We start from the raw sequence: 23,386 nt of genomic DNA on the forward strand, positions 1-23,386 counted from the left end.
GGAAAACCAGTTGCAGGGGCCCGTTAGACTGGCCCCATGGCCATTCTCCTCGCGCATTAGACGGCGGGACCGTCCACCAGCCTTCCACCGTCAATCCCCACCGCCCAGGAGTATGACCCCGTGATCTCCGCCTCCGGTATCGAGCTGCGCGCTGGTGCCCGAATCCTCCTCGAGAACGCCACCTTCCGCATCACCAAGGGCGACCGCATCGGGCTCGTCGGCCGCAACGGCGCCGGCAAGACCACGCTCACCAAGGTCCTCGCCGGCGAGGGCATGCCCGCCGCCGGCACCGTCGCCCGCTCCGGCGAGGTCGGTTACCTCCCGCAGGACCCGCGCACCGGCGACCTCGACGTCCTCGCCCGCGACCGCATCCTCTCCGCGCGCGGCCTCGACGTACTGATCCGCAAGATGCGCGAGAACGAGCAGCGCATCGCCACCGGCAAGGGCGCCACCCGCGAGAAGGCCCTCAAGCAGTACGAGCGGCACGAGACGGAGTTCCTCACCAAGGGCGGTTACTCCGCCGAGGCCGAGGCCGCCACCATCGCCGCCGCGCTGAACCTGCCCGACCGGGTGCTCGGCCAGCCGCTGCACACCCTCTCCGGTGGTCAGCGCCGCCGTATCGAACTGGCCCGGATCCTCTTCTCGGACGCGGACACGCTGCTCCTGGACGAGCCGACGAACCACCTCGACGCGGACTCGATCGTCTGGCTGCGGGACTACCTGAAGACCTACCGCGGCGGCTTCATCGTCATCAGCCACGACGTGGACCTCGTCGAGACGGTCGTGAACAAGGTGTTCTACCTGGACGCCAACCGCTCGACCATCGACGTCTACAACATGGGCTGGAAGCTCTACCAGCAGCAGCGCGAGGCCGACGAGAAGCGCCGCAAGCGCGAGCGGGCCAACGCCGAGAAGAAGGCCGCCGCGCTGCATTCGCAGGCCGACAAGATGCGCGCCAAGGCGACGAAGACGGTCGCCGCGCAGAACATGGCCCGCCGCGCCGACAAGCTCCTCTCCGGACTGGAAGCGGTCCGCCAGTCCGACAAGGTCGCCAAGCTCCGCTTCCCGGAGCCCGCGCCGTGCGGCAGGACCCCGCTGATGGCCGAGGGGCTGTCGAAGTCGTACGGCTCGCTGGAGATCTTCACCGACGTCGACCTCGCCATCGACAAGGGCTCCCGGGTCGTCATCCTCGGCCTCAACGGCGCCGGCAAGACCACCCTGCTGCGTCTGCTGGGCGGTGTGGAGGAGCCGGACACCGGCCGGGTCGTCCCCGGCCACGGCCTCAAGCTCGGCTACTACGCGCAGGAGCACGAGACGCTCGACCCGGACCGCACGGTCCTGGAGAACATGCGCTCCGCCGCGCCCGACATGGACCTCGTCGAGGTCCGCAAGGTGCTCGGCTCGTTCCTGTTCTCCGGCGACGACGTCGACAAGCCGGCCGGGGTCCTCTCCGGCGGTGAGAAGACCCGTCTGGCCCTGGCCACCCTGGTGGTCTCCTCGGCGAACGTCCTTCTGCTGGACGAGCCCACCAACAACCTCGACCCGGCCAGCCGCGAGGAGATCCTCGGCGCGCTGCGCACCTACAAGGGCGCCGTCGTCCTGGTCACCCACGACGAGGGAGCCGTGGAGGCGCTGCAGCCGGAGCGGATCATCCTGCTCCCGGACGGTGTCGAGGACCTGTGGGGCTCGGACTACGCGGACCTCGTCGCCCTGGCTTGATCGAATGGATGATCCAGCGGTATGGATCATTCGGCCGATCCGTGATCCATCATCTGTGTGAGATCTCCTCGTATCGAGGTGTGTCCTACACGTATCTGGCGGCCGGTTCCTCCCTGTCCGGAGGGCCGGCCGTTCTGCGTCTCTGACCTGCGGATTTCCTGGCGAGCCGGTTCGATCCTGCGAACGGCGACACGCGGAATTTCAACTTCCGATTGTGTGGACGCGCTCCTGTCGTCACAACGGTGTCGCACAGACCTTGCCGAATGGGTGGCCAACCCGCGCCGGAGGGGTGATCATGAGGAGACCAGAGCGCACTTCCCATGAGGAGGCACGGGTGGCCGAGACTCTGAAGAAGGGCAGCCGGGTGACCGGCGCCGCGCGCGACAAGCTCGCGGCAGACCTGAAGAAGAAGTACGACGCCGGTGCGAGCATCCGGGCGTTGGCCGAGGAGACCGGCCGCTCGTATGGCTTTGTGCACCGCATGCTCAGCGAGTCGGGCGTCACGCTCCGCGGACGCGGCGGGGCTACCCGGGGCAAGAAGGCTCAGACGGCCTGATCCCCGGGCGGCCCCACGACTCCGATGGTGGCCACCCGGTCGGCCGACCGGCCGGGCGGGTGGTTACTGTGCAGTCACTTACGGATGGCCCGCAGGGGCATCCAACCGATGGATGCCCACCTGGGCATCCACAGTGACCGCACGCATCGGAGGCGCCCCATGGCCACGCCCGGCCCGGAACTCGTTCCCCTGCTCGACCAGGACGGCGTACGGCTCACCGTCGACGGCGCGATCGCCACGGTGACGCTGACCAATCCGGCCAAGCGCAACGCGCAGAGCCCCGCCATGTGGCGGACGCTCGCCCAGGCCGGCCGGCGGCTGCCGGGCTCCGTCCGGGTGGTCGTGCTGCGCGGTGAGGGCCAGTCCTTCTCCGCCGGGCTCGACCGGCAGATGTTCACGCCCGAGGGGATCGAGGGCGAGCCGTCGTTCGTCGACCTCGCCCGCAGCAGCGACGCCGACCTGGACGCGTCCATCGCCGCGTTCCAGGAGGCGTTCACCTGGTGGCGGCGTAACGACGTCATGTCCATCGCCGCCGTGCAGGGGTATGCCATCGGGGCGGGCTTCCAGCTCGCACTCGCCTGTGACCTGCGCGTCGTCGCGGACGACGTGCAGTTCGCCATGCGCGAGACCAGCCTCGGCCTGGTGCCCGACCTGACGGGCACGCATCCGCTCGTCGCGCTGGTCGGTTACGCCCGGGCGCTGGAGATCTGCGCGACCGGGCGCTTCGTGGCGGCCGAGGAAGCGGTGGCCTGCGGCCTGGCCAACCTCGCCGTGCCCGCCGACCAGCTGGACGGCGCGGTCAAGGACCTGGCCGCCGCCCTGCTCGCCGCGCCCCGCGACGCGGTCATCGAGACCAAGGCCCTGCTGCGCGGCGCCGCCGACCGCACCTACGACGAACAGCGCGCGGCCGAACGCCAGGCCCAGGCCCGCCGCCTGCGCGACCTGGCCGGCATGGGCGAGTGACCACGAAACTTCACCCGATCGCCGCACGGGGCACCGCCACGGCCGGCTGACCGGGCGGGCCGCGGTGCCGTCCCGCCTGACGGCGGGCCGCATCGGGTTTCGTCGCGTCGGCTGATCGGGCGGGCCGTATCGGGGCCGCCGCGGTCGGCTGTCCGGCGGGCCGCGGTGCCGCCTCACCCGATCGGCGTAAGCCGGTGCCGCCACGGTCGGCCGAGCCGGCGCCGCTGCGGCGGGGCCTCAGCCGATCGCCGTGACCAGTACCGCCACCGTGGGGCGGTACGGCAGTGCCTGGGCCACCGCCGTGCGGACGGCCCGTGCCACGTCCACGGGCCGGTGGCCGGTGCGTACGGCGATCTCCACGCGTGCGTGGCGGTGCGGCAGGGCCGCGCCGTCCTGCGCGCGTTCCTCCAGATGTACCGGACGGCCCAGCCCGCCCAGTGCACCGGCGAGCCCGGCCACGCCCGGCACCGCGAGAGCCGCCGCGGCGGCACGCGCCTCATCGGGACCCGTCGTGTCGCCGCCCGCGCCGCCTTCGTAACCGCGGGGCGCCTCCGCGGGCGCCGGCCCCACCACGGGCTGCACGGCCTCGTCCAGCAGAGCGACGACCCGCAGGTCCACCTCCGCGACCGTCAGCCCCAGCCCGTCCCGCGCGGCCGTCCCGAGCACCGCCCGCACCCGGTCCGCGGTCACCGGCAGCGGCTCGGCCACCGTCGCCGAGAACTCCGCCGTCACCCGCAGCGGCCCCGGCGGCAGGGCGCTCGGCGGCGGGGGTACAACCGGCTCGGCCACGTCCGCCGGATCGGCGAGGGCGACGCGCACCGCCCCCAGCAGCACACCAGGCAGGCCCATCGCGGCCCGCGCAAGAAACGCCTGCGCCGCGGCCTCCGCCAGCCACGCGCCGTCGCGCGCCTCGCCGAGAGGCAGCAGTCTGCCGAGACCCAGCCGCTGCCGCACGTCCCACGTCCACCGATCCGCTGTCATTCCTCCAGCCTGCCGCATCGCGGGCGCGCGATCGCGTAACCGCACTTACGGTGGTCGAAGGACGACGATGCGGAAGGACACGGCGATGAGCGACATGACGGCCGGAAACCGGACAAGCGCGTCCGAGATCCGCAAGGAACCGCAAAGCACCCGTCGCGGTGGCGGTGACCTCGGCAGCCGCGGCAAGACGACGATCGCGGACGGCGTCGTCGAGAAGATCGCAGGTCTCGCGGCCCGCGACGTATCGGGCGTGCACGCGATGGGCAGCGGTCTTTCCCGCACCATCGGCGCCGTGCGCGACCGCGTACCGGGCGGCTCCAAGTCCGTGACCCGGGGCGTGAAGGTAGAGGTCGGAGAGGTACAGACCGCGCTCGATCTGGAGATCGTCGTCGAGTACGGCGTGTCGATCTCGGAGCTCTCGCGCGATGTGCGGGAGAACGTCATCGCGGCCGTCGAGCGGATGACGGGCCTGGAGGTCGTCGAGGTCAACATCGCCGTCAGCGATGTGAAGCTCCCCGAGGAGGAGGACGAGGAGCCCGAGCAGCCCCGTATCCAGTGACGGCCGAGCGGGCCGTCGAGCAGGCTGACAAGCTGAGGAGCACAGCATGAGCATGGCCGTGGCCGGCATGATCGCCGGCATGGCACTGGCCTTCGCCGGATACTTCGGCGGCTTCGGCGCCTTCGTGCTGGTGGCGGCACTGGGCGCCATCGGCTTCGTGGTCGGCCGGTTCGCAGAGGGAGACCTCGACATCGGCGACCTCTTCCGCACGCGCAGCGACCGGCGGCGGTGACGCCCGTGACCAGTGGGGCCGGTGAGCTCCGTAAACCCCGGGGCGCCGTGCTGCCCGGCGAGCGCGGCGCGACCAGGATCGCCGACCGGGTCGTGGCGAAGGTCGCCGCGCAGGCGGCACGCGAGGCGATCGGCACGCTGCCGGAGGACGCAGCGACCCCGCACGCCACGGTGGTCGTCCGCCACAACGCCGCCCATCTGCGCGTCCACCTCGAACTCGACTACCCCACCGACATCGGCGCCCGCTGCCGCGCGGTGCGCGGCCATGTCGCCGAGCGTGTGGGCACGTTGGTGGGCATGGACGTTCCGGACGTCGCCGTCCACGTCGAACGGCTGCACCTGACGCCGGCGTTCGACACGCCACAGGGGAGGACGTCATGAGTGAACCCGAGGGGGCCACCCAGCGGCTGCCCGTACTGGAGAAGGCCGAGCCCGCCCCCGACGAGGGCGGGCACCCCCACGCGCGCCGCTTCTGGTCGGCCCGCCGCGTCCCGGCCGGCATCGTCGCCGCGCTGCTCGTGGGCGGCTTCGGTCTCTTCCTGTACGACATCAGCGCCGTCCGGGCCGGCCATTCGGCGATGCGCTGGCGCCGGGTCCTCGCCCACCAGCTCGCCACGCGGCCCCTGGACGACGTCTGGGTGCGTATCGGTGCGGGTGTCGCCGCGGCCCTCGGGCTGTGGCTGATCGTGCTGGCCCTCACGCCCGGCCTGCGGGCCCTGCTGCCGATGCGCCGCACGCACCCCGACGTGCGCGCCGCACTGACCCGGGACGCGGCCGCCCTGGTGCTGCGCGACCGGGCGATGGAGGTGTCCGGCGTGCAGTCGGCGCGGGTGCGGGTGCGCCGCAGGAAGGCGAAGGTCCGCGCGATGTCGCATTTCCGTGAACTGGACGACGTGCACGCCGACCTGGACGAGGTGCTCGGCGACGCGGTGCGCGGACTGGGCCTCGCCCGGCCGCCCCGCCTCGCCGTGCGCGTCCGGCGGCCCGGACGCAAGGGGTGAACCGCATGCTCACCACCGTCAACCGCGTGCTGCTCGCGCTGGCCGGACTGGTGCTCCTGGCGCTGGGCGGCGCGGTCCTCGCCGTGGGGCTGGGCGCGCCCGCCCCGTCCTGGTGGATCCACGCCGACCGGCACGACGTGCTGCTCAGCGACGCCGAACGCACCCACTGGCGGGACGCCGGCTGGTGGTGGCCGGCGGTCATCGCCGCGCTCGCCGTCCTGCTCCTGCTCGCCCTGTGGTGGCTCACCGCGGTGCTGCGCCGCCACAGGCTCGCCGAGGTCCTCGTCGACACGGGTGACGGTGAGGGCGCGCGGCTGCGTGGCCGGGCCCTGGAGCGCGTCCTCGTCGGCGACGCGGGCACGCTGGACGGCGTCGCCCGCGCGCACGCCCACCTCAGGGGCCACCGCACCGCGCCCTCGGCGCGCATCCGGGTCCACCTGGAACCGCACGTGGACCCGGAGACGGCCCTGAACCACCTCACCGACCAGACCCTCACCCACGCCCGTGACGCGACGGGCCTGACCTCCCTGCCCGCCGAAGTACGGCTACGGGGCGTCAGACACGGCGCGGAGCGGGTCAGCTGAGCCGGGGCGCCCGGTGGTTCAGAACCCGTGCCGTGTGCCGCCGTCCACCGGCAGCATCACACCGGTGACGTAGGAGGCCGCCGGGGAGAGCAGGAACGCCGCCGCGCGGCCGAACTCCTCGGGGGCGCCGTAGCGGCGGAGCGGGATGCGCGACTCGCTCGCCGCCCGCGTCGCCTCCGGGTCGGCCGACAGGGCGTCCAGCTCCCGCACCCGGTCGGTGTCGATACGCCCCGGCAGCAGCCCCACGACGCGGATGCCGCGCGGCCCCAGCTCGTCCGCGAGGGACTTGGCGAATCCGGCCAGGCCCGGCCGCAGCCCGTTGGAGATGGTCAGCCCCGGGATCGGCTCGTGCACCGACCCGGACAGTACGAAGCCGATGACGCCGCCCTGCTCCAGTTCGGCCGCCGCGGTCCGCGCCAGCCGTACCGCGCCGAGGAACACCGAGTCGAACGCGGCCCGCCACTGCTCGTCGGTGTTGTCGGCGACGAAGCCGGGCGGCGGTCCGCCGACGCTGACGACCATGCCGTGGAAGCCGCCGAAGTGTGCGCGCGCGGCGGCGACGAGCCGCTCGGGCGCGTCGGCGTCGGCGTTGTCCACGGCCACCCCGACCGCGTGCGCGCCCAGTTCGGCGGCCGCGTCCGCGACCCGCTTCTCGTCCCGCCCGGTGATCACGACCTTCGCGCCGTCGGCGAGCAGTTCCCGCGCGGTGGCGTTGCCCAGCCCGCGCGTGGCCCCGGTGACGACGTACACCCGGTCCTTCAGTCCAAGATCCATGCCCCCTATCCTGCATGCTGCTCGCCGAAGAGGGCGAGGGCGGTGTTGACCAGACCGATGTGGCTGAACGCCTGCGGGAAGTTGCCCAGCTGGCGGCGGCCGACCGGGTCGTACTCCTCGGACAGCAGCCCCACGTCGTTCGCCACGCCCACCAGGCGTTCGAACAGTTCCCGCGCCTCCTTCGTACGGCCGCTCGCGTGCAGGGCGTCCGCCAGCCAGAACGAGCACGCCAGGAACGTGCCCTCGTCGCCGGGCAGCCCGTCCACGGTGGTTCCGTCGGTGGTGTAGCGACGCACCAAGCCGTGGTGGCCGAGCTCCTCGCGGATGGCCTCGATCGTGCCGAGCACGCGCGGATCGTCCGGCGGCAGGAAGCCCACGCGCGGGATGAGCAGCAGCGCGGCGTCCAGTTCCCGTGAGCCGTAGTGCTGGGTGAAGGTGTTGCGCTGCTTGTCGAACCCCTTCTCGCACACCTCGCGGTGCACCTCGTCGCGCATCGCGCGCCAGCCGTCGAGGTCGCCGTCGAGCTCCTTGTAGGTCTGCAGCGTGCGCACGGCCCGGTCGGCGGCGACCCACACCATCACCTTGGAGTGCACGAACTGCTTGCGTCCGCCGCGCACCTCCCAGAGCCCCTCGTCGGGCCGGCGCCACTGGTCGCGCAACCAGTCCAGCAGGGAGCGCTGGATCGCCCACATGTGCGGCTTGGTGGACAGCCCCGCGCGGCGGGCCAGCCAGAGGGAGTCCATCACCTCGCCGTACACGTCGAGCTGCAGCTGCCTGACCGCGTCGTTGCCGATGCGTACGGGCGTGGAGCCGGCGAAGCCGGACAGCCACGGCAGCTCCACCTCCGGCAGCCGCCGTTCACCCGCCAGCCCGTACATGATCTGCAGGTCGGCCGGGTCGCCGGCGACCGCGCGCAGCAGCCAGTTGCGCCACTCCTCCGCCTCGTGCCGGTAACCGGCCGACAGCAGCGCGCCCAGGGTGAGGGTGGAGTCGCGCAGCCAGCTGTAGCGGTAGTCCCAGTTGCGCACGCCGCCGATCTCCTCCGGCAGGGAGGTCGTCGGCGCGGCGACGATGCCACCGGTGGGGGCGTAGGTGAGCGCCTTGAGGGTGATCAGCGAGCGGACCACGGCGTCGCGGTGCGGGCCGTCGTAGCGGCACCGGGCCACCCAGCTGCGCCAGTCGCGCACGCTGGCGCGCAGCGCCTCGTAGGGGTCGATCTGCCTCGGCCGCGGCTCGTGCGAGGGGTGCCAGGTCAGCACGAACGCGACCGACTCGCCCTTGCCGACGCTGAACTCCGAGTGGGTGGAGAAGTCCTCGCCCCAGGTCCGCACGGACGGCTCGCTGCGCAGCCACACCGAGTCCGGTCCGGCGACGGCCACCCGGTGGTCGCGGGAGCGGCGCATCCACGGCACGACCGAGCCGTAGTCGAAGCGGATCCGCAGCGTGCCGCGCATCGTGACGCGGCCGTCCAGGCCCTCGACGATGCGGACCAGGTCGGGCGCACGGTCGCGCTGCGGCATCAGGTCGGTGACCCGCACGCGGCCGTCGGGGGTGTCCCACTCGGTGTCGAGGACGAGGGTGTCGCGACGGTAGGCGCGGCGGGTGCAGGGGCCTTCGGCGCCTTTCGGAGCGAGACGCCAGTGGCCGTTGTCCTCGTCGCCGAGGAGCCTGGCGAAGCAGGCGCCGGAGTCGAAGCGGGGCAGGCAGAGCCAGTCCACGGAGCCGTCGCGCCCCACCAGGGCCGCGGTCTGCTCGTCGCCGATCAGGGCGTAGTCCTCGATGCGGGCTTGCACGCAGTTCCGGGTTCCCGCGCGGGGATCACGGCAATCAACGGGTGCGCCCGGGGGAGTGAGGGCCCGGCCCCGGCAGGGGTCCGCGCGGGTCACACCGCGGCGGGTTCGGCCTCCTCCGCCGTCTCCTGCGCGGCCTTCTCCGCCCGCTCCCGGATCTCGCGGCGGGCCATGACGACCCAGCCGACGGGGACACAGGCGGAGAACAGCCACCACTGGATGGCGTAGGCGTAGTTCAGCGCGGAGTCCTCCATGCCGGGCTTGCCGATCAGCTCGGGCGTGCCGCCCTTGGGCTCGGGGGTGCTCAGCACGAGGTAGCCGCCGACCACCTGCGCGCCCAGGCGCCGGGCCTCCTGCTCGCTGTTGATCAGCATGATCTGCCGGTCCGGCAGCCCCTTGACGTCCTTGATGCCGCTGGCCGCGGTCGTCTCGTCGGGCATCAGCCGCCCGGTGACGGTCGTCTCACCGCCGGGCGGGGCGGGGATCTTCGGGAACGCGGTCTGGGTCGGGCCGTCGGCGGGGATCCAGCCCCGGTTGACCAGGACGACCTTGCCGTCGTGCAGCACGAAGGGAGTGAGGACGTGGAAACCGACCTCGCCGTCGGCGTTGACCCGCCGCCGGACGACGACCTCACGCTCGGGCTCGAAACGGCCCGTCGCGGTCACGTTGCGGTAGCGCTGGTCGGTGGTCACGCTGTGCCCCGGGGAGGTCAGCCGCTCCACGGGCACCGGCTTCGAGCCGAGTGCGTCGGACACCAGCTGGTTGCGGGCGCTGCGCTCCTCGTAGCGGTGCATCTGCCAGAAGCCCAGCTTGATCATCGTGGGGATGAGCAGCAGAGCGACCAGCGTGAGGATCACCCATTGCCGGGTCAACAGGAAGCGGTACACCCCACGACGGTACAACTCGGGCCGTGGGGTGCTCGCACAGGGGGTGTGCCGAGGGCGTGCTCCGGGAGGTGCTCCCGGGCCGGCTCAGACCCGGTCGACGATGCCCGCCCTTCCCTCCGCGCGGGCGCAGTGGGCGCCGCAGTACCAGTGGCCCTCGACCTCCACGCCCTGACCGATGATCTGCACACGACAGTGTTCGCAGATGGGGGCCATGCGGTGGATCGCGCAGGAGAAGCAGTCGAAGACGTGCACCGCGCCCTGGGCGTGGACCTCGAAGGTCATTCCGTAGTCATTGCCGCAAACTTCGCATCTCGCCATGGGCCACAGGGTGGGCCGTCGGCCGGACGCGTGCGAGTGGGCGCCGGGCGAGTCGCACGGCAATCACCCGTCCGCACCGGTCGCGGGTGGCTGCGGCCCCAGCTGCCCCGCCCCGCGGTGGCCGCTCCGGAGTGACCCGCGCGCTGCCGTGGCCTCTCCGGGGTGACCGGCCCCCCGTGGCCCTTCTCCGGGTGACCGGCGTCATGGCCGCCCCGCCCCACCGGTGTCCTGCCCTACGACGGTGTCCTGCCCTACGCCGGCGCCCCGCCCTACGCCGGCGCCCCGCCCTACGCCGGCTCCACGTCGGCCAGCAGTTGGCCGAACGCCGCCTCGTCCACCACCGGCGTGCCGTACTGCCGGGCCTTGACCACCTTCGACGTGCCCGAATCGGGGTCGTTCGTGACCAGCAGGCTGGTCAGCCGGGAAAGGCTGGTCGCCACATGCAGCCCGGCCTCGACCGCCCGGTCCTCCAGCAGCTCCCGATCGGTCGAGGTGTCACCGGAAAAGGCGATCCGCATTCCCTGCTTGAGCCTTTTGCCCTCTTCGTACCGGCCCGGGTTGGGATAGGGGCAGGCGGGCCTTTTGCGGGACGGACGCCAACTGCCCGAGGCCTGGCCGCCGTAGCCGTAGGAGCCGCCCGGCTGCCGCCCGATCAGCGGCGCGGCCCCGTCCCGCCACTCCGTCAGCGGCCGGCACTCCTGCAGCGGCAGCCGCGCCCCGCTCGCCGCCGCGGCCTTCAGGCTCGGCCGGAACGCCTCGGCCAGCACGCGCGCGTCGTCCAGCGCGTGGTGCGCCCGCTGCTGGACGACACCGAAGTGGGCGGCCAGCGTCTCCAGCTTGTGGTTGGGCAGCGGCAGCCCCAACTCCTTGGACAGCGCGATGGTGCACAGCCGCTGCCGCACCGGCGCCTCGCTCTCGGCGCGCGCGTACTCCCGCGCGATCATCTGCCAGTCGAAGACCGCGTTGTGCGCCACCAGCACCCGCCCGGACAGCCGCGCCGCGAACTCCTCGGCGACCTCCCGGAACAGCGGCGCCCCTTCGAGGACGTCGCTCGTCAGGCCGTGGATCCACACCGGCCCGGGGTCGCGCTCGGGGTTGACCAGCGTGTACCAGTGGTCCTGGACCTCGCCGCGCGCGTCCAGCCGGTAGACGGCCGCGGAGATGATGCGGTCGTCGCGGGCCAGGCCGGTGGTCTCCACGTCAACGACCGCGTATCCCTGGGGATACGCGGTCGGCCACTCGGTGGGGGAGGAGACAGCGGTCGCGAGGTCTTCGAGCATGGTTCACGAGGATACGGGCCGCCACTGACAGCACCGTCCGTCAGGTCCGCCCGCGGCCAGGCGGATTCGCCCCACCGGTGCGCCCGATACGTCCCGTCTTCTTCCGAAACGCCGCAGCGTCCGCCGCCTTCGCCCGCCGTGGCGGCCCGGCGGGTCGGCGTTCCCGCCCGGCGCGCCGGGTGCCATGCTCCCGATGTGACCGACTCCAACCATGACGAAGCCCACGGCGGCGCCCTCGGGGAGCGGCTGAACTGGCTGCGGGCGGCGGTGCTGGGGGCCAACGACGGCATCGTGTCGACCGCCGGTCTAGTCGTCGGCGTGGCCGGAGCCACCGACGACCGCGCGGCTCTGCTGACGGCCGGCCTGGCCGGGCTGCTCGCCGGGTCCATGTCGATGGCGGCAGGCGAGTACGTGTCGGTGTCCACCCAGCGCGACTCCGAGCTGGCCGCGCTCGCCCTGGAGAAGCGGGAGTTGAAGGAGCAGCCGGAGGCGGAGCTGGAGGAGCTGGCCCAACTCCTCGAGGAACGCGGGCTGTCGTACGAGGTGGCCCGGGAGGCGGCCGAGCAGCTGACCGAACGGGACGCGTTGCGCGCGCACGCGCGTGTGGAGCTCGGCATCGACCCCGACGCGCTGACCAACCCCTGGCACGCGGCGTGGGCGAGCTTCTTCGCGTTCACCGTGGGCGCGCTGCTGCCGCTGCTCGCCATCGTGCTGCCGCCCGCCGACTGGCGGCTCGCCGTCACGGTCGTCTCCGTCCTGGCCGCCCTGGTGCTCACGGGGTGGAGCAGTGCCCGCCTGGGTGCGGCGCGTCCGGGGCGGGCCGTGCTGCGCAACGCCGCGGGCGGTGCCCTGGCGATGGGCGTGACCTACGCGGCGGGGGCGCTGCTGGGGGCGGCCGGGGTCTGACGGGACGGGGCGGCGGGCCCGAGGGGCGGGCGGCGAGGTGACCCCGTCAGCCGGGCATGGGGATCCCCCCGAGCACGAACGGCATGGCGCGATCCGTCCGTTTCCGTTCCGCAGGACAGGCTCACGTCCAGCGGGCGGGATCGGCGCCCCACGGGCCGGCGGGCCGGGCCCAGTCGGTGGGCCCGCCGGCGAACGACACGGCGGGCCGTGCGTAGCGCAGCCGGCCCAGCGCGCTGTTGGCTTCGGCGAGCCACGGCCCGGGCCCCTCGTACGTCTCGGGCGACCCGGCCGGCGTGTCGCGGACACCGTCCGTGAGCCAGGCCGCCGTGCGCGCCAGCGCCACCCGCACGCACCGGCTGCCGCCCTGCCGCGTCTGCTCCGTCACCGCCCGCAGCACGGCCGCCGCGAGCAGATACCCGGTGCCGTGGTCGAGCGCCTGCGCGGGCAGCGCCCCCGGCTCCGCGGCCGACCCCTCGGTGATCGCGATGCCGGTCGCGACCTGCACCAGACTGTCGAAACCGCGCCGCGTGGCCCACGGCCCGTGCGCACCCCATGCCGAGATCTGCGCCACCACGATCCCGGGCCGGCGGGCGGCGAGTGCCCGCGGAGACAGTCCGAACCGGTCGAGGGCGCCGGGACGGTAGCCGGTGACGACGACGTCCGCGCCCGCGAGCAGGTCTTCGAACGCCGCACGGTCGGCCGCCAGGTCCAGCAGTGCCGAACGCTTGCCGAAGCCGGTGTCGGCGTGCTGGTCGGCCGGTTCGGGCAGCCAGGGGGCGTCGATCCGGAGCACCTCGGCGCCGAGCAGGGCGAGGGTGCGGGTGGCGACGGGCCCGGCGAGGACCCGGGTGAGGTCGAGCACGCGCAGCCCGGCGGCAGGCAGCAGGGGAGTGCCGGTGAGTGGCGCGAGCGCGCGCGCGGGGGAGTCGTCCAACCGCTCCCGCTCGACCAGGGGCCGCTGCGAGAGGGCGGCGGCCTGCGGGTGACGGGCCCACTCCTCGCGGGTGCGCAGGGCGACGGCGAGCCCCCCGGCGGCGTACACGTTCTCCTCGATCTCGGCGGCGGACCGCCCGGCGAGCACGGCCTGCACGGCGCTCACGTCCTCGGAGACCTGGCCCAGCGCGGCGAGCAGCCGGGCGCGGTGGTGCGGGTAGTTGGCGTGGGTACGCACCCAGCCGTCGGCCGTGCGCCACAACCGCGACAGCGGCGCGAACGAGACCGGCGCCCGCCCGTCGACGCGCAGCAGCCGCTCACTGGCGAACGCGGCGGCCACGGCGCCGTCGTCCACCCGCACGGCCGGCACGTCAGGGAGTCCGGCCCGGCGCGCGCCCAGTTCGGCGGCGGCCAGCGCGCATGCCCCGACGCACGCGCGTGCCAGCTCCCGCACGGGAAGGCGCGCCGTCAGCGCGCCCTCCCGCACCACGGTGGACGTCCGCGCGGCCAGGGCGGGATCGCCGCCCAGCGCGGACCACGCGGACTCGATGTCAGTCATGACTGCACTATGCAGTATTGACTGAATCAACATGCGGTAGGGGATCACCTTGACCCCCTACCGTTGATCGCCTACTTGGTGACCGCGTCCAGTGCGTCCGCCATGCCCCAGCCGTAGAAGCCGTTCCGGTTCTTCGTGCCCTCGCACACCGCGTCGACCTCGCCGTCGGCGTCGATGTCGTAGGGGTCCGTGCAGGGCGTGGCGTCGGCCTCGGCGTACAGCAGGGCCTTGACCAGGGCCGGCGAGGCGTGCGGGTGGGTCGACTTGATCAACGCGGCCACGCCCGCGACGTGCGGCGTCGCCATCGACGTACCCGCCATGTAGCCCCACTTGCCGCCGGGCAGCGTCCCCAGGATCAGGCCGCTCGTGGCCGGCGGGGCCGGGGTCTGGTAGCGGGTCGAGTCGCCACCGGGGGCGGCTATGTCGATCACGCCCAGGCCGTAGTTGGAGAACGACGACTTGAGCCCCTTGGCACCCGTCGCCGCCACCGTCACCACACCCGGCAGCTGGGTCGGGATGTCGAAGCACTTCGACGGGTCGATCACCCGGTCACCGGGGGTGGAGTCGTTCGGCGAGACCGGGTCGGTGATCTCGTCGGCCGCGAGGTCGTAGCTCTCGTTGCCCGCCGCGGCGACGTTCACCGCACCCTTCTTCTCCGCGTACCGCGACGCGCGCGTGACGGCCTCCACCAGTGCCTTCTGGTCCGGGTCGTCGGCGCAGTTGAAGTACCACGGGTCGGTGTAATAGCTGTTGTTCGTGACGTCGACGCCGTGCTCGGCCGCCCAGACGAAACCGCAGACGACCGCCTCCGTGTAGAAGAAGCCGTCCGGGTTGCCCACCTTGATGCCGGCGACCTTGACACCCGGCGCGACCCCGGTCATGCCGACGCCGTTCTTGGCCGCGGCGATCTCCCCGGCCACATGCGTGCCGTGCGGGCTCTCCGCCGCGCTCGGCCGCCACGCCCCGTCGGCGGTGTCCGGCTTGCCCGACACACAGTTGACGGACGCGGCCCGGTCGAAGTTGGGCGCGATGTCCGGATGGGTGTCGTCGACCCCGGTGTCGATCACCGCGACGGTGACGTCCCGGCTGCCCAGCGTCTTCTCGTGCGCCTTGTCCGCCTTGATGGCCGGCAGATCCCACTGCAACGGCTCCAGCGGGTCCTGCCCGGCGCCGGCCTGTGCGGCGGCGACCTCCTGGGCACTGAGCACCTGCGGAGCGCCCATGTCGCCCGTGGACTGGGCCGGCAGCGGCGCGGTGCGCGTGGCGCCCGCCGACTGCACACCGGGCACCTCGCGCACGGTCTTGGCGAAGTCGGCGTTCGAGGAGTGGACGACGATCACGCCGATCTGGTCGTACGACGTCACGATCGTGCCGCCGGCCTCGGTGATGGCCTGCTCCACGTGCGCCGAGACGCCGTGCCCCGGCGGGACGTTGACGACATAGCTGAGCGCGGCCGAGTCGGCGGCCACGGGCGCCGGCTGCTGCGGCGCGGCCGAGGCGGTGACGTTCGGCAGGAACGCCAGAGCGGTGGCCAGGGCCATGCCGGCCGGGATCGCCACGAGACGGCGGTGGCGCGGGTGGGGCGCTGTCATGGTGTGAGAATCTCCAGTTCGTTCGCGGTACGAGCGGGCCGTGCGGAAGTGCCGGAGAGATCCGGTCACTTGACAGCGCGCAGCGCGTCGACGACGCCGAAGCCGTAGAAGCCGTTGACGCGCTCGCCGCCCACGCAGGTCGCGTCCACCACGCCGTCGCCGTCACCGTCGTACGGCTCGGCCGGGCAGCCCGGGTTGTCCGCCTGCGCCTTGAGCAGCGCCTGCAGCTGGGTCGGGGTCGCGTGCGGGTGCGCGGACTTCAGCAGCGCGGCCACACCGGCCACGTGCGGGGAGGCCATCGAGGTGCCCTGGAGGAAGCCGTACTGGTTGCCCGGCATCGTCGACAGGATGCGGCCGTTCTTCGACGGGGTGTCCGGGATCTGGTACTTGTCACCGCCCGGCGCCGCCACGTCCACCACGCCCAGGCCGTAGCTGGAGTAGTACGACTTGGTGCCCTTGACGCCGGTCGCGCTCACCGTGACCACGCCGGGCAGCTGGGTCGGCACGTCGAAGCACTCGTGCGGGTTCACCGTCCGGGTCACCGGCGTCGCGTCGTCCGGGCTGGAGTCGTCCACCAGCGCGTCGGAGTCCAGGTCGTCGTTGGAGTTGCCCGCCGAGGCGACGTTGAGGGTGCCCTTGCGCTGGGCGTACAGCTGGGCCCTGTTGACCGCGTCCACGATGGCCCGCTGGTCGGGGTCGTCCATGCAGTTGTACAGCCACGGATCAACGTAGTAGCTGTTGTTGGTGACCTCCACCCCGTGGTCGGCCGCGAACACGAACGCGCAGACCACGTTCTCCGGGTAGAACAGACCGTCCTTCGGGTCGCTCACCTTGATGCCGGCGACCTTCACACCCGGTGCGACACCGGCCACCCCGATGCCGTTGCGGGCCGCGGCGATCTCACCGGCGACATGGGTGCCGTGGTAGTCCTCGGCCGGGTTGTACGGCCGCCAGGCGCCCTCGCTGGTGTCCGCGACACCGCCGACGCAGTTGGCCGACTGGGACCGGGAGAAGTTCGGCGCGAGGTCGGGGTGGGTGTCGTCCACACCGGTGTCGATGACCGCGACGGTGACGTTCCGGCTGCCCGGTTGAGTCTTCGCCGCCTTGTCGGCGCCGATCGCGCGCAGGTCCCACTGGTCGGCCTCCAGCGGCTCCTCGCCCGCCGAAGCGCCCTGCGTGACCTTCGCGGCCTCGGCCTTCGACAGGTACTGCACCGCGCCCTCTTCGGTGGTGCCCGCCGCGCTCAGCGGGGCGGTGCGCGTGGCACCCGCCGACTGCACGCCGCGCACCGCGCGTATCTCCTTGCCGAAGTCCGGGTTGGCCGAGTGCACGACGAAGACGCCTATGCGCGCGTACGTCGCCACGACGGTCCCGCCGTGCGCGGTGATCGCCTGCCGCACCGACTCGATCGTGCGGTGGTCGGTCCGCGTGTTGACGACGTACGCCAGCGTTCCGGCCGTGCTCGCCTCGACGGTGGTCGCGGCGTGCGGCGCCGCCGACGCCACCGACGGCAGGAAGCCGAGCGAGGCGGTCAGCGACATCACGACGGGCACCGCGAGGGCGAGACGGCGTCTGGAGCGCAGATGAGCCATGGGGTCTCCACATCATCCGGAAAACGACACCGGCCCGAGACACAGGTGGTCCTCGGGCAGGTACATGACGGGTGGTGCAGGCCGAAGCTATCCCGCCACCTCGACGGCCAGCAATGACCTATGGCGATGCGGATGAAAGAAAAACCGCGCACTGAACCGGTCCTCGCCCCGCGCCGTGCCGTTGTACAGGGAGCCCCCCGCAGTGCCGGGAGCCCCGGCCGCAACCGTCCCGCGACGCGAGGAGAACCAGGTGGCCACCGAGACACCACCCCCCTCCGAAACCCCCACTGCGCTCCCCGCCACAGAGGAGTTCGTCCATATGCAGGCCAGCGCGGAATTCCGTGAACTGCGCCGCTCACACCGCTCCTTCGCCTTCCCGCTCACCGTCGCGTTCATCGCCTGGTACCTGCTGTACGTCCTGCTGTCCAACTACGCGGGCGACTTCATGGGCACCCAGCTCGTCGGCAACATCAACGTCGCCCTCGCGCTCGGCCTCGCCCAGTTCCTCACCACGTTCCTCATCGCCTGGTGGTACGCCCGGCATGCCGCCGCCAAGCTCGATCCCAAGGCGAAGGCCATCAAGTCCCGTATGGAGGACCGGACATGAGCCCCGCGATCGCCCACGCCGCGCTGACCCCGCTCGCCGCGGGCGAGGCGAGCGAACACCGGACGCTGATCATCACCCTGTTCGCCGTCTTCGTCGCCGCGACCCTCGTCATCACCGTCTGGGCCGGCCGGCAGACCAAGGACGCCGCCGACTTCTACGCCGGCGGCCGGCAGTTCACCGGCTTCCAGAACGGCCTCGCCGTCTCCGGCGACTACATGTCCGCCGCGTCCTTCCTCGGCATCGCCGGCGCCATCGCCCTCTTCGGCTACGACGGCTTCCTGTACTCCATCGGCTTCCTCGTCGCCTGGCTGGTCGCCCTGCTCCTGGTCGCCGAGCCGCTGCGCAACTCCGGCCGCTACACCATGGGCGACGTGCTCGCCTACCGAATGCGCCAGCGCCCGGTGCGCACGGCCGCCGGCACCTCCACCATCGTCGTGTCGATCTTCTACCTGCTCGCGCAGATGGCCGGAGCCGGCGTGCTGGTGTCGCTGCTGCTCGGCATCACCAGCGACGGCGGCAAGATCGGGATCGTCGCCCTGGTCGGCCTGCTGATGATCGTCTACGTCACGATCGGCGGGATGAAGGGCACCACCTGGGTGCAGATGGTCAAGGCGGTCCTGCTCATCGCGGGCGCCGTGCTGTTGACCTTCCTGGTGCTGCTGAAGTTCGACTTCAACGTCTCCGACCTGCTCGGCTCGGCCGCCGACAACAGCGGCAAGGGCGCCGCCTTCCTGGAGCCCGGCCTGAAGTACGGCGCCACCGGCACCACCAAGCTGGACTTCCTCTCCCTCGGCATCGCCCTGGTGCTGGGCACCGCCGGTCTGCCGCACATCCTGATCCGCTTCTACACCGTCCCCACCGCCAAGGCCGCCCGTAAGTCCGTCATCTGGGCCATCGGTCTGATCGGCGCTTTCTACCTGATGACCCTCGCCCTCGGCTTCGGCGCCGCCGCGCTCATCAAGCCGGACGAGATCATCGCTTCCAACAAGGCCGGCAACACCGCCGCCCCGCTGCTCGCCCTGCATCTGGGCGGCACCGACTCCAGCTGGGGCGCGATCCTGCTGGCCTCCATCTCGGCGGTCGCCTTCGCCACCATCCTCGCCGTCGTCGCCGGCCTGACCCTGGCGTCCTCGTCGTCCTTCGCGCACGACATCTACGCCAACGTCATCAAGAAGGGCCAGGCCACCGAGAAGCAGGAACTGGGCGCGGCCCGCTGGGCCACGGTCGGCATCGGCGCGGTCTCCATCGTCCTCGGCGCCCTCGCCCGCGACCTCAACGTGGCCGGCCTGGTCGCCCTCGCCTTCGCGGTCGCCGCCTCCGCCAACCTGCCGACGATCCTCTACAGCCTGTTCTGGAAGCGGTTCACCACCGCCGGCGCCCTTTGGTCGATCTACGGCGGCCTGGTCACCGCGGTCGGCCTGGTGCTGTTCTCCCCGGTCGTCTCGGGCAAGCCGACGTCGATGTTCCCGGACGTCGACTTCCACTGGTTCCCGCTGGAGAACCCCGGCCTGATCTCCATCCCGGTCGGATTCCTGCTGGGCGTCCTGGGCACCCTGTTGTCGAAGGAGACGCCGGACACCGGCAAGTACGCCGAACTGGAGGTGCGCTCGCTGACCGGCACCGGAGCCCATTGAGCGCGCGCCTGGCACATCCTCCGAGCGGCCGTGGCGTGGGTGACTGGTAGGTACCTACGACACGGCCGCGTCTTACGTCGTGGGATCGGGCTGGTGTCGCTGTCAGTGCTGTCGCGTAGGCTCGCACGTGACGACAGCTGCTGAGCTGAGGACTAGTGACAGGTACGACTGCTCCGTGACGAGGGAGGGGGCCCACGTGCTCATCGACACTTACGGCCGGGTGGCCACCGACCTGAGGGTCTCGCTGACCGACCGCTGCAACCTGCGGTGCACCTACTGCATGCCCGAGGAGGGTCTGCAGTGGCTGGCCAAGCCCGACCTGCTCACCGACGACGAGATCGTCCGCCTGATCGACATCGCGGTCACCTCCCTCGGCATCACCGAAGTCCGCTTCACCGGCGGTGAGCCCCTGCTGCGCCCGGGCCTGGTCGGCATCGTCGAGCGCGTCGCCGCGCTCTCCCCGCGCCCGCAGATGTCCCTGACCACCAACGGCATCGGCCTCAAGCGGACCGCCGCCGCCCTGAAGGCGGCCGGCTTGGACCGGGTCAACGTCTCCCTCGACACCCTGCGCCCCGACGTCTTCAAGGCCCTCACCCGCCGCGACCGCCACAAGGACGTCCTCGAAGGCCTCGGCGCCGCCCGCGACGCCGGCCTGACCCCCGTCAAGGTCAACACGGTGCTGATGCCGGGCCTGAACGGCGACGAGGCCCCCGACCTCCTCGCCTGGGCCGTCGAGCACGACTACGAGCTGCGGTTCATCGAGCAGATGCCGCTCGACGCCCAGCACGGCTGGAAGCGCGACGGCATGATCACCGCCGGGGACATCCTGGCCTCGCTGCGCACCCGGTTCGAGCTGACCGCCGAGGGCCAGGAGAAGCGCGGCTCGGCCCCGGCCGAGCGCTGGCTCGTCGACGGCGGCCCGCATGTGGTGGGCGTCATCGCCTCCGTCACCCGCCCCTTCTGCGCCGCCTGCGACCGCACCCGTCTCACGGCCGACGGTCAGGTCCGCACCTGCCTGTTCGCCACGGAGGAGACGGACCTGCGCGCCGCCCTGCGCTCGGGCGCACCCGACGAGGAGATAGCCCGCATCTGGCGCCTGGCGATGTGGGGCAAGAAGGCGGGAGCGGGCCTGGACGACCCGAGCTTCATCCAGCCGGACCGGCCGATGTCGGCGATCGGGGGGTAGCCCCGGGCGGGTCCCAGGACGGGGCTCAGGCGTCCTCGGGCGCCTGCCACTCGTCGAACCTCACCACGTCCTTCAGGAAACCCCGCACCCCGAGGAACTGGGCAAGGTGCTCTCGGTGCTCCTCGCACGCCAGCCACGTCTTGCGCCGCTCCGGCGTGTGGATCTTCGGGTTGTTCCACGCCAGCACCCACACGGCGTCGGCGCGGCAGCCCTTGGCGGAACAGATCGGGGTCTCGTCACTCACAGGTTCGTCTCACAGAAAGAGGCGCACAAAAGGCGACGCCGAGCAGCCACGGGGGGAGCTGCCCGGCGTCGGTCCGTCGCTCCGACGGGGGATGCGGAGCGCGTACGCAGTATGTCACGACCCACAGGCCGCACGGCAGCGGAACAACAGGATTGATCTGAGCTTTTCTTGAGCTTCGCGCACAGGCCGCGCACAGCCGGCGCGCACCGTACTCACACCTGCGGCCCGGGCGGCTCCTTGACGGCCCGCCCGGCCCGTTCCGCTCCCGGTTCCGCGCTGCCCTCGCCGAACGGATCCTCGTCCGGCAGCGGCGCGATCATCGTCCGGACCGGCGTCGTCAGGAACGTCGAGGGGAGCCCCGGCGCGTTCTCCCGCCCCGCGTTGGCGACCACCACCGCGATGTACGGCAGCACCGCGCCCAGGACCAGCGCCGCGATCGCGACGTGACGCTCCACGTTCCACAGGGAGACCGCGAGGATCACCGACAAGGTGCGGATCGTCATGGAGATGACATACCGCCGCTGCCGACCGCGCACGTCCTCCTGCAGGCCCGTGCGCGCTCCCGTGATCCGGAACACCTGGGTGTTGCCGCCGTCGTGCTGCAGCTTCCGCATCACATTCCACCACCCGCCCGCTCGGACTCCCCCGGACATCCCGGACACCGTCCACGGTACGCCGCCCCTGCGACGCCCACGAGACCGGGTCCCCGTCCTGAGGGAGCGCGCGACCTGCGCCGTAGCGCGTACGGCGGCACCCGGCAGGCGCCGTACGGCGTACGGCCCGAGACTCGTCGTAATGCTCACGTCGAGCGGGACGAGGAGGCAGCCATGGGCTGGTTGTGGGCGATCATCGTCGGATTCGTGCTGGGGCTGATCGCGAAGGCGATCATCCCGGGCAAGCAGCACAGCCCCCTGTGGCTGACGACCATCTTCGGCATGCTCGGCGCCATCGTCGGCAACGCCGTGGCCCGCGCCGCGGGGGTCGAGGCGACCTCGGGCATCGACTGGATGCGCCACCTGTTCCAGCTCGTCGCCGCGATCGTCATCGTGGCCGTCGGCGACATGGCGTACATGGCCATGTGGGGGAACCGCAAGCAGCGTCAGCGGGCCTGAACGGGCCGGGCCCCGCACCCCTGGGGGATGCGGGGCCCGGCACCGCGCTCACGCTCCGGTGACCTCGACGGCCGCCAGGTTCTTCTTGCCGCGCCGCAGCACCAGCCAGCGCCCGTGGATCAGGTCCTCCGCCTCGGGGACCGCGTCCTCGGCGGTGACCTTCACGTTGTTCACGTAGGCGCCGCCCTCCTTCACCGTGCGCCGCCCGGCCGACTTGCTGGGCACGAGGCCGACCTCGGCGAACAGGTCCACCACCGAGGCCGGCTCGGTGACCTTCACGTGCGGCACCTCGGACAGCGCCGCGGCCAGCGTGCGCTCGTCGAGGTCGGCGAGCTCGCCCTGGCCGAACAGCGCCTTGGACGCGGCGATCACGGCGGCCGTCTGATCGGCGCCGTGCACCAGCGTCGTCAGCTCCTCCGCCAGCGCACGCTGCGCCGCACGCGCCTGCGGACGCTCCTGCGTCTGCTTCTCCAGCTCCTCGAGCTCCTCGCGGGACTTGAAGGACAGGATGCGCAGGTAGCGGTTGATGTCGCGGTCGTCCACGTTCAGCCAGAACTGGTAGAACGCGTACGGCGTCGTCATCTCCGGGTCCAGCCAGACGGCGCCGCCCTCGGTCTTGCCGAACTTGGTGCCGTCCGCCTTGGTCATCAGCGGCGTCGCCAGCGCGTGCGCCGTGGCGTCCGGCTCCAGCCGGTGGATCAGGTCCAGGCCGGCCGTGAGGTTGCCCCACTGGTCGCTGCCGCCCTGCTGGAGCGTGCAGCCGTAGCGCCGGTAGAGCTGCAGGAAGTCCATGCCCTGCAGGATCTGGTAGCTGAACTCGGTGTAGCTGATGCCCTGGTCGGACTCCAGGCGGCGGGCCACGGAGTCCTTCGTCAGCATCTTGTTGACGCGGAAGTGCTTGCCGATGTCCCTCAGGAACTCGATCGCGGACAGGCCCGCGGTCCAGTCCAGGTTGTTCACCATGACCGCGGCGTTCTCGCCCTCGAAGGACAGGAACGGCTCGATCTGGCGGCGCAGCTTGTCCACCCAGCCGGCGACCGTCTCCGGGTCGTTCAGCGTGCGCTCGGCGGTCGGGCGCGGGTCACCGATCAGGCCCGTCGCGCCGCCGACCAGCGCCAGCGGCCGGTGGCCGGCCTGCTGGAGCCGGCGCACGGTGAGCACCTGCACCAGGTGCCCCACGTGCAGCGACGGCGCGGTCGGGTCGAAGCCGCAATAGAACGTGACGGGACCGTCCGCGAGAGCCTTGCGCAATGCGTCCTCGTCAGTGGACAGGGCGAACAGCCCCCGCCACTTCAGCTCGTCGACGATGTCCGTCACGGTCGTATGTCTCCTCGAACGAAGGAAAAACGAAGAAAAAACCAGTCCCCCAAGGAAGGGG

25 protein-coding genes are annotated in these 23,386 nt (G+C 72.1%); 13 read left to right on the forward strand and 12 right to left on the reverse strand.

What is annotated here, in order from left to right; all coding sequences use genetic code 11:
* Positions 1–120 precede the first annotated feature (120 nt).
* From ACF1GV_RS06205 to ACF1GV_RS06215, 3 genes are all read left to right on the forward strand, one after another.
* Complete coding sequence (locus tag ACF1GV_RS06205) at positions 121–1,719, forward strand: ABC-F family ATP-binding cassette domain-containing protein (protein WP_391678326.1); 1,599 nt, start codon at positions 121–123, stop codon at positions 1,717–1,719.
* 334 nt (positions 1,720–2,053) lie between these two features.
* Complete coding sequence (locus tag ACF1GV_RS06210; protein ID WP_190220789.1) at positions 2,054–2,275, forward strand: helix-turn-helix domain-containing protein; 222 nt, start codon at positions 2,054–2,056, stop codon at positions 2,273–2,275.
* A gap of 159 nt (positions 2,276–2,434) precedes the next feature.
* The gene (locus ACF1GV_RS06215) at positions 2,435–3,238 is read left to right on the forward strand and encodes an enoyl-CoA hydratase/isomerase family protein (protein ID WP_391678328.1); all 804 of its coding nucleotides are present in this window, start codon (positions 2,435–2,437) and stop codon (positions 3,236–3,238) included.
* A 237-nt stretch (positions 3,239–3,475) separates the two neighbouring features.
* Here the strand turns inward: ACF1GV_RS06215 and ACF1GV_RS06220 are convergent, their stop codons facing one another.
* Entirely contained in the window at positions 3,476–4,219 is a 744-nt protein-coding gene (locus ACF1GV_RS06220) for a nucleopolyhedrovirus P10 family protein (RefSeq protein ID WP_391678330.1), read from the reverse strand.
* Positions 4,220–4,304: 85 nt separating this feature from the next.
* Here ACF1GV_RS06220 and ACF1GV_RS06225 point away from each other — a divergent pair, with 85 nt between their 5' ends.
* Genes ACF1GV_RS06225 through amaP form a run of 5 tightly spaced genes read left to right on the forward strand, consistent with a single transcriptional unit; the run spans position 4,305 to position 6,594 of the window.
* On the forward strand, positions 4,305–4,778 hold the full coding sequence (locus tag ACF1GV_RS06225; RefSeq protein ID WP_391678331.1) for an Asp23/Gls24 family envelope stress response protein: 474 nt from the start codon (positions 4,305–4,307) through the stop codon (positions 4,776–4,778).
* Positions 4,779–4,824: 46 nt separating this feature from the next.
* Positions 4,825–5,010, forward strand: a complete 186-nt coding sequence (locus ACF1GV_RS06230; RefSeq protein ID WP_363267708.1) for a hypothetical protein — start codon at positions 4,825–4,827, stop codon at positions 5,008–5,010.
* On the forward strand, positions 5,007–5,390 hold the full coding sequence (locus tag ACF1GV_RS06235) for a hypothetical protein (protein WP_391678334.1): 384 nt from the start codon (positions 5,007–5,009) through the stop codon (positions 5,388–5,390). The genes ACF1GV_RS06230 and ACF1GV_RS06235 overlap by 4 nt, the downstream gene beginning before the upstream one ends.
* Positions 5,387–6,010 (forward strand): DUF6286 domain-containing protein, encoded by a 624-nt coding sequence (locus ACF1GV_RS06240; protein ID WP_391678336.1) that lies wholly within the window; start codon positions 5,387–5,389, stop codon positions 6,008–6,010. The genes ACF1GV_RS06235 and ACF1GV_RS06240 overlap by 4 nt, the downstream gene beginning before the upstream one ends.
* A gap of 5 nt (positions 6,011–6,015) precedes the next feature.
* Positions 6,016–6,594 (forward strand): alkaline shock response membrane anchor protein AmaP, encoded by a 579-nt coding sequence (amaP, locus tag ACF1GV_RS06245; RefSeq protein ID WP_391678337.1) that lies wholly within the window; start codon positions 6,016–6,018, stop codon positions 6,592–6,594.
* A gap of 18 nt (positions 6,595–6,612) precedes the next feature.
* Here the strand turns inward: amaP and ACF1GV_RS06250 are convergent, their stop codons facing one another.
* The 5 genes from ACF1GV_RS06250 to ACF1GV_RS06270 form a co-directional block, all read right to left on the reverse strand.
* A complete protein-coding gene (locus ACF1GV_RS06250) occupies positions 6,613–7,368 on the reverse strand; it encodes an SDR family oxidoreductase (RefSeq protein ID WP_391678339.1) in 756 nt (251 codons plus the stop codon).
* Positions 7,369–7,373: 5 nt separating this feature from the next.
* Positions 7,374–9,161, reverse strand: a complete 1,788-nt coding sequence (locus ACF1GV_RS06255) for a glycoside hydrolase family 15 protein (protein ID WP_391678340.1) — start codon at positions 9,159–9,161, stop codon at positions 7,374–7,376.
* A gap of 89 nt (positions 9,162–9,250) precedes the next feature.
* Entirely contained in the window at positions 9,251–10,045 is a 795-nt protein-coding gene (locus ACF1GV_RS06260) for an SURF1 family protein (RefSeq protein WP_391678342.1), read from the reverse strand.
* A gap of 84 nt (positions 10,046–10,129) precedes the next feature.
* Entirely contained in the window at positions 10,130–10,363 is a 234-nt protein-coding gene (locus tag ACF1GV_RS06265; RefSeq protein WP_078633039.1) for a hypothetical protein, read from the reverse strand.
* 287 nt (positions 10,364–10,650) lie between these two features.
* Positions 10,651–11,643 (reverse strand): DEDDh family exonuclease, encoded by a 993-nt coding sequence (locus ACF1GV_RS06270; protein WP_391678344.1) that lies wholly within the window; start codon positions 11,641–11,643, stop codon positions 10,651–10,653.
* A gap of 195 nt (positions 11,644–11,838) precedes the next feature.
* Between ACF1GV_RS06270 and ACF1GV_RS06275 the strand changes: the two genes are divergently transcribed.
* Positions 11,839–12,549, forward strand: coding sequence for a VIT family protein (locus ACF1GV_RS06275; RefSeq protein WP_391678345.1), 711 nt, complete (start codon positions 11,839–11,841; stop codon positions 12,547–12,549).
* Between the two features lie 121 nt (positions 12,550–12,670).
* Here ACF1GV_RS06275 and ACF1GV_RS06280 read toward each other — a convergent pair whose 3' ends face one another.
* From ACF1GV_RS06280 to ACF1GV_RS06290, 3 genes are all read right to left on the reverse strand, one after another.
* Entirely contained in the window at positions 12,671–14,041 is a 1,371-nt protein-coding gene (locus ACF1GV_RS06280) for a CoA transferase (protein WP_391678348.1), read from the reverse strand.
* 71 nt (positions 14,042–14,112) lie between these two features.
* The gene (locus tag ACF1GV_RS06285) at positions 14,113–15,633 is read right to left on the reverse strand and encodes a S8 family serine peptidase (RefSeq protein WP_391678349.1); all 1,521 of its coding nucleotides are present in this window, start codon (positions 15,631–15,633) and stop codon (positions 14,113–14,115) included.
* Between the two features lie 65 nt (positions 15,634–15,698).
* Entirely contained in the window at positions 15,699–17,225 is a 1,527-nt protein-coding gene (locus ACF1GV_RS06290; protein WP_391678351.1) for a S8 family serine peptidase, read from the reverse strand.
* Positions 17,226–17,475: 250 nt separating this feature from the next.
* Here ACF1GV_RS06290 and ACF1GV_RS06295 point away from each other — a divergent pair, with 250 nt between their 5' ends.
* From ACF1GV_RS06295 to moaA, 3 genes are all read left to right on the forward strand, one after another.
* Positions 17,476–17,832, forward strand: coding sequence for a DUF485 domain-containing protein (locus ACF1GV_RS06295; RefSeq protein WP_391678354.1), 357 nt, complete (start codon positions 17,476–17,478; stop codon positions 17,830–17,832).
* Positions 17,829–19,466: a cation acetate symporter gene (locus tag ACF1GV_RS06300; RefSeq protein ID WP_391678356.1), complete on the forward strand. Its 1,638-nt coding sequence runs from the start codon at positions 17,829–17,831 to the stop codon at positions 19,464–19,466. The genes ACF1GV_RS06295 and ACF1GV_RS06300 overlap by 4 nt, the downstream gene beginning before the upstream one ends.
* Before the next feature lie 196 nt (positions 19,467–19,662).
* Positions 19,663–20,652, forward strand: a complete 990-nt coding sequence (gene moaA / locus ACF1GV_RS06305) for a GTP 3',8-cyclase MoaA (RefSeq protein ID WP_391678358.1) — start codon at positions 19,663–19,665, stop codon at positions 20,650–20,652.
* A gap of 25 nt (positions 20,653–20,677) precedes the next feature.
* Here the strand turns inward: moaA and ACF1GV_RS06310 are convergent, their stop codons facing one another.
* Together ACF1GV_RS06310 and ACF1GV_RS06315 are read right to left on the reverse strand one after the other, a co-directional pair.
* Complete coding sequence (locus ACF1GV_RS06310) at positions 20,678–20,896, reverse strand: hypothetical protein (protein WP_391678360.1); 219 nt, start codon at positions 20,894–20,896, stop codon at positions 20,678–20,680.
* Between the two features lie 212 nt (positions 20,897–21,108).
* Entirely contained in the window at positions 21,109–21,510 is a 402-nt protein-coding gene (locus tag ACF1GV_RS06315) for a DUF3099 domain-containing protein (protein ID WP_391678362.1), read from the reverse strand.
* A gap of 213 nt (positions 21,511–21,723) precedes the next feature.
* On the opposite strand from ACF1GV_RS06315, the gene ACF1GV_RS06320 reads away from it, so the two are divergent.
* Positions 21,724–22,008: a GlsB/YeaQ/YmgE family stress response membrane protein gene (locus ACF1GV_RS06320; RefSeq protein WP_391678363.1), complete on the forward strand. Its 285-nt coding sequence runs from the start codon at positions 21,724–21,726 to the stop codon at positions 22,006–22,008.
* Positions 22,009–22,056: 48 nt separating this feature from the next.
* Here ACF1GV_RS06320 and tyrS read toward each other — a convergent pair whose 3' ends face one another.
* Positions 22,057–23,325, reverse strand: a complete 1,269-nt coding sequence (gene tyrS, locus ACF1GV_RS06325) for a tyrosine--tRNA ligase (RefSeq protein WP_391678365.1) — start codon at positions 23,323–23,325, stop codon at positions 22,057–22,059.
* Positions 23,326–23,386 lie beyond the last annotated feature (61 nt).

The sequence above is a fragment of the Streptomyces sp. NPDC014006 genome, assembly GCF_043088925.1.
GTDB lineage: Bacteria > Actinomycetota > Actinomycetes > Streptomycetales > Streptomycetaceae > Streptomyces.

What these genes read in the sequence shown, in the direction of transcription:
- ACF1GV_RS06215 (WP_391678328.1), top strand. Translation starts at nt 2,435, where the DNA reads ATGGCCACGCCCGGCCCGGAACTCGTTCCCCTGCTCGACCAGGACGGC.
- ACF1GV_RS06220 (WP_391678330.1), bottom strand. Translation starts at nt 4,219, where the DNA reads ATGACAGCGGATCGGTGGACGTGGGACGTGCGGCAGCGGCTGGGTCTC.
- ACF1GV_RS06225 (WP_391678331.1), top strand. Translation starts at nt 4,305, where the DNA reads ATGAGCGACATGACGGCCGGAAACCGGACAAGCGCGTCCGAGATCCGC.
- ACF1GV_RS06230 (WP_363267708.1), top strand. Translation starts at nt 4,825, where the DNA reads ATGAGCATGGCCGTGGCCGGCATGATCGCCGGCATGGCACTGGCCTTC.
- ACF1GV_RS06240 (WP_391678336.1), top strand. Translation starts at nt 5,387, where the DNA reads ATGAGTGAACCCGAGGGGGCCACCCAGCGGCTGCCCGTACTGGAGAAG.
- amaP (WP_391678337.1), top strand. Translation starts at nt 6,016, where the DNA reads ATGCTCACCACCGTCAACCGCGTGCTGCTCGCGCTGGCCGGACTGGTG.
- ACF1GV_RS06250 (WP_391678339.1), bottom strand. Translation starts at nt 7,368, where the DNA reads ATGGATCTTGGACTGAAGGACCGGGTGTACGTCGTCACCGGGGCCACG.
- ACF1GV_RS06265 (WP_078633039.1), bottom strand. Translation starts at nt 10,363, where the DNA reads ATGGCGAGATGCGAAGTTTGCGGCAATGACTACGGAATGACCTTCGAG.
- ACF1GV_RS06270 (WP_391678344.1), bottom strand. Translation starts at nt 11,643, where the DNA reads ATGCTCGAAGACCTCGCGACCGCTGTCTCCTCCCCCACCGAGTGGCCG.
- ACF1GV_RS06280 (WP_391678348.1), bottom strand. Translation starts at nt 14,041, where the DNA reads ATGACTGACATCGAGTCCGCGTGGTCCGCGCTGGGCGGCGATCCCGCC.
- ACF1GV_RS06285 (WP_391678349.1), bottom strand. Translation starts at nt 15,633, where the DNA reads ATGACAGCGCCCCACCCGCGCCACCGCCGTCTCGTGGCGATCCCGGCC.
- ACF1GV_RS06290 (WP_391678351.1), bottom strand. Translation starts at nt 17,225, where the DNA reads ATGGCTCATCTGCGCTCCAGACGCCGTCTCGCCCTCGCGGTGCCCGTC.
- ACF1GV_RS06300 (WP_391678356.1), top strand. Translation starts at nt 17,829, where the DNA reads ATGAGCCCCGCGATCGCCCACGCCGCGCTGACCCCGCTCGCCGCGGGC.
- ACF1GV_RS06315 (WP_391678362.1), bottom strand. Translation starts at nt 21,510, where the DNA reads ATGCGGAAGCTGCAGCACGACGGCGGCAACACCCAGGTGTTCCGGATC.
- ACF1GV_RS06320 (WP_391678363.1), top strand. Translation starts at nt 21,724, where the DNA reads ATGGGCTGGTTGTGGGCGATCATCGTCGGATTCGTGCTGGGGCTGATC.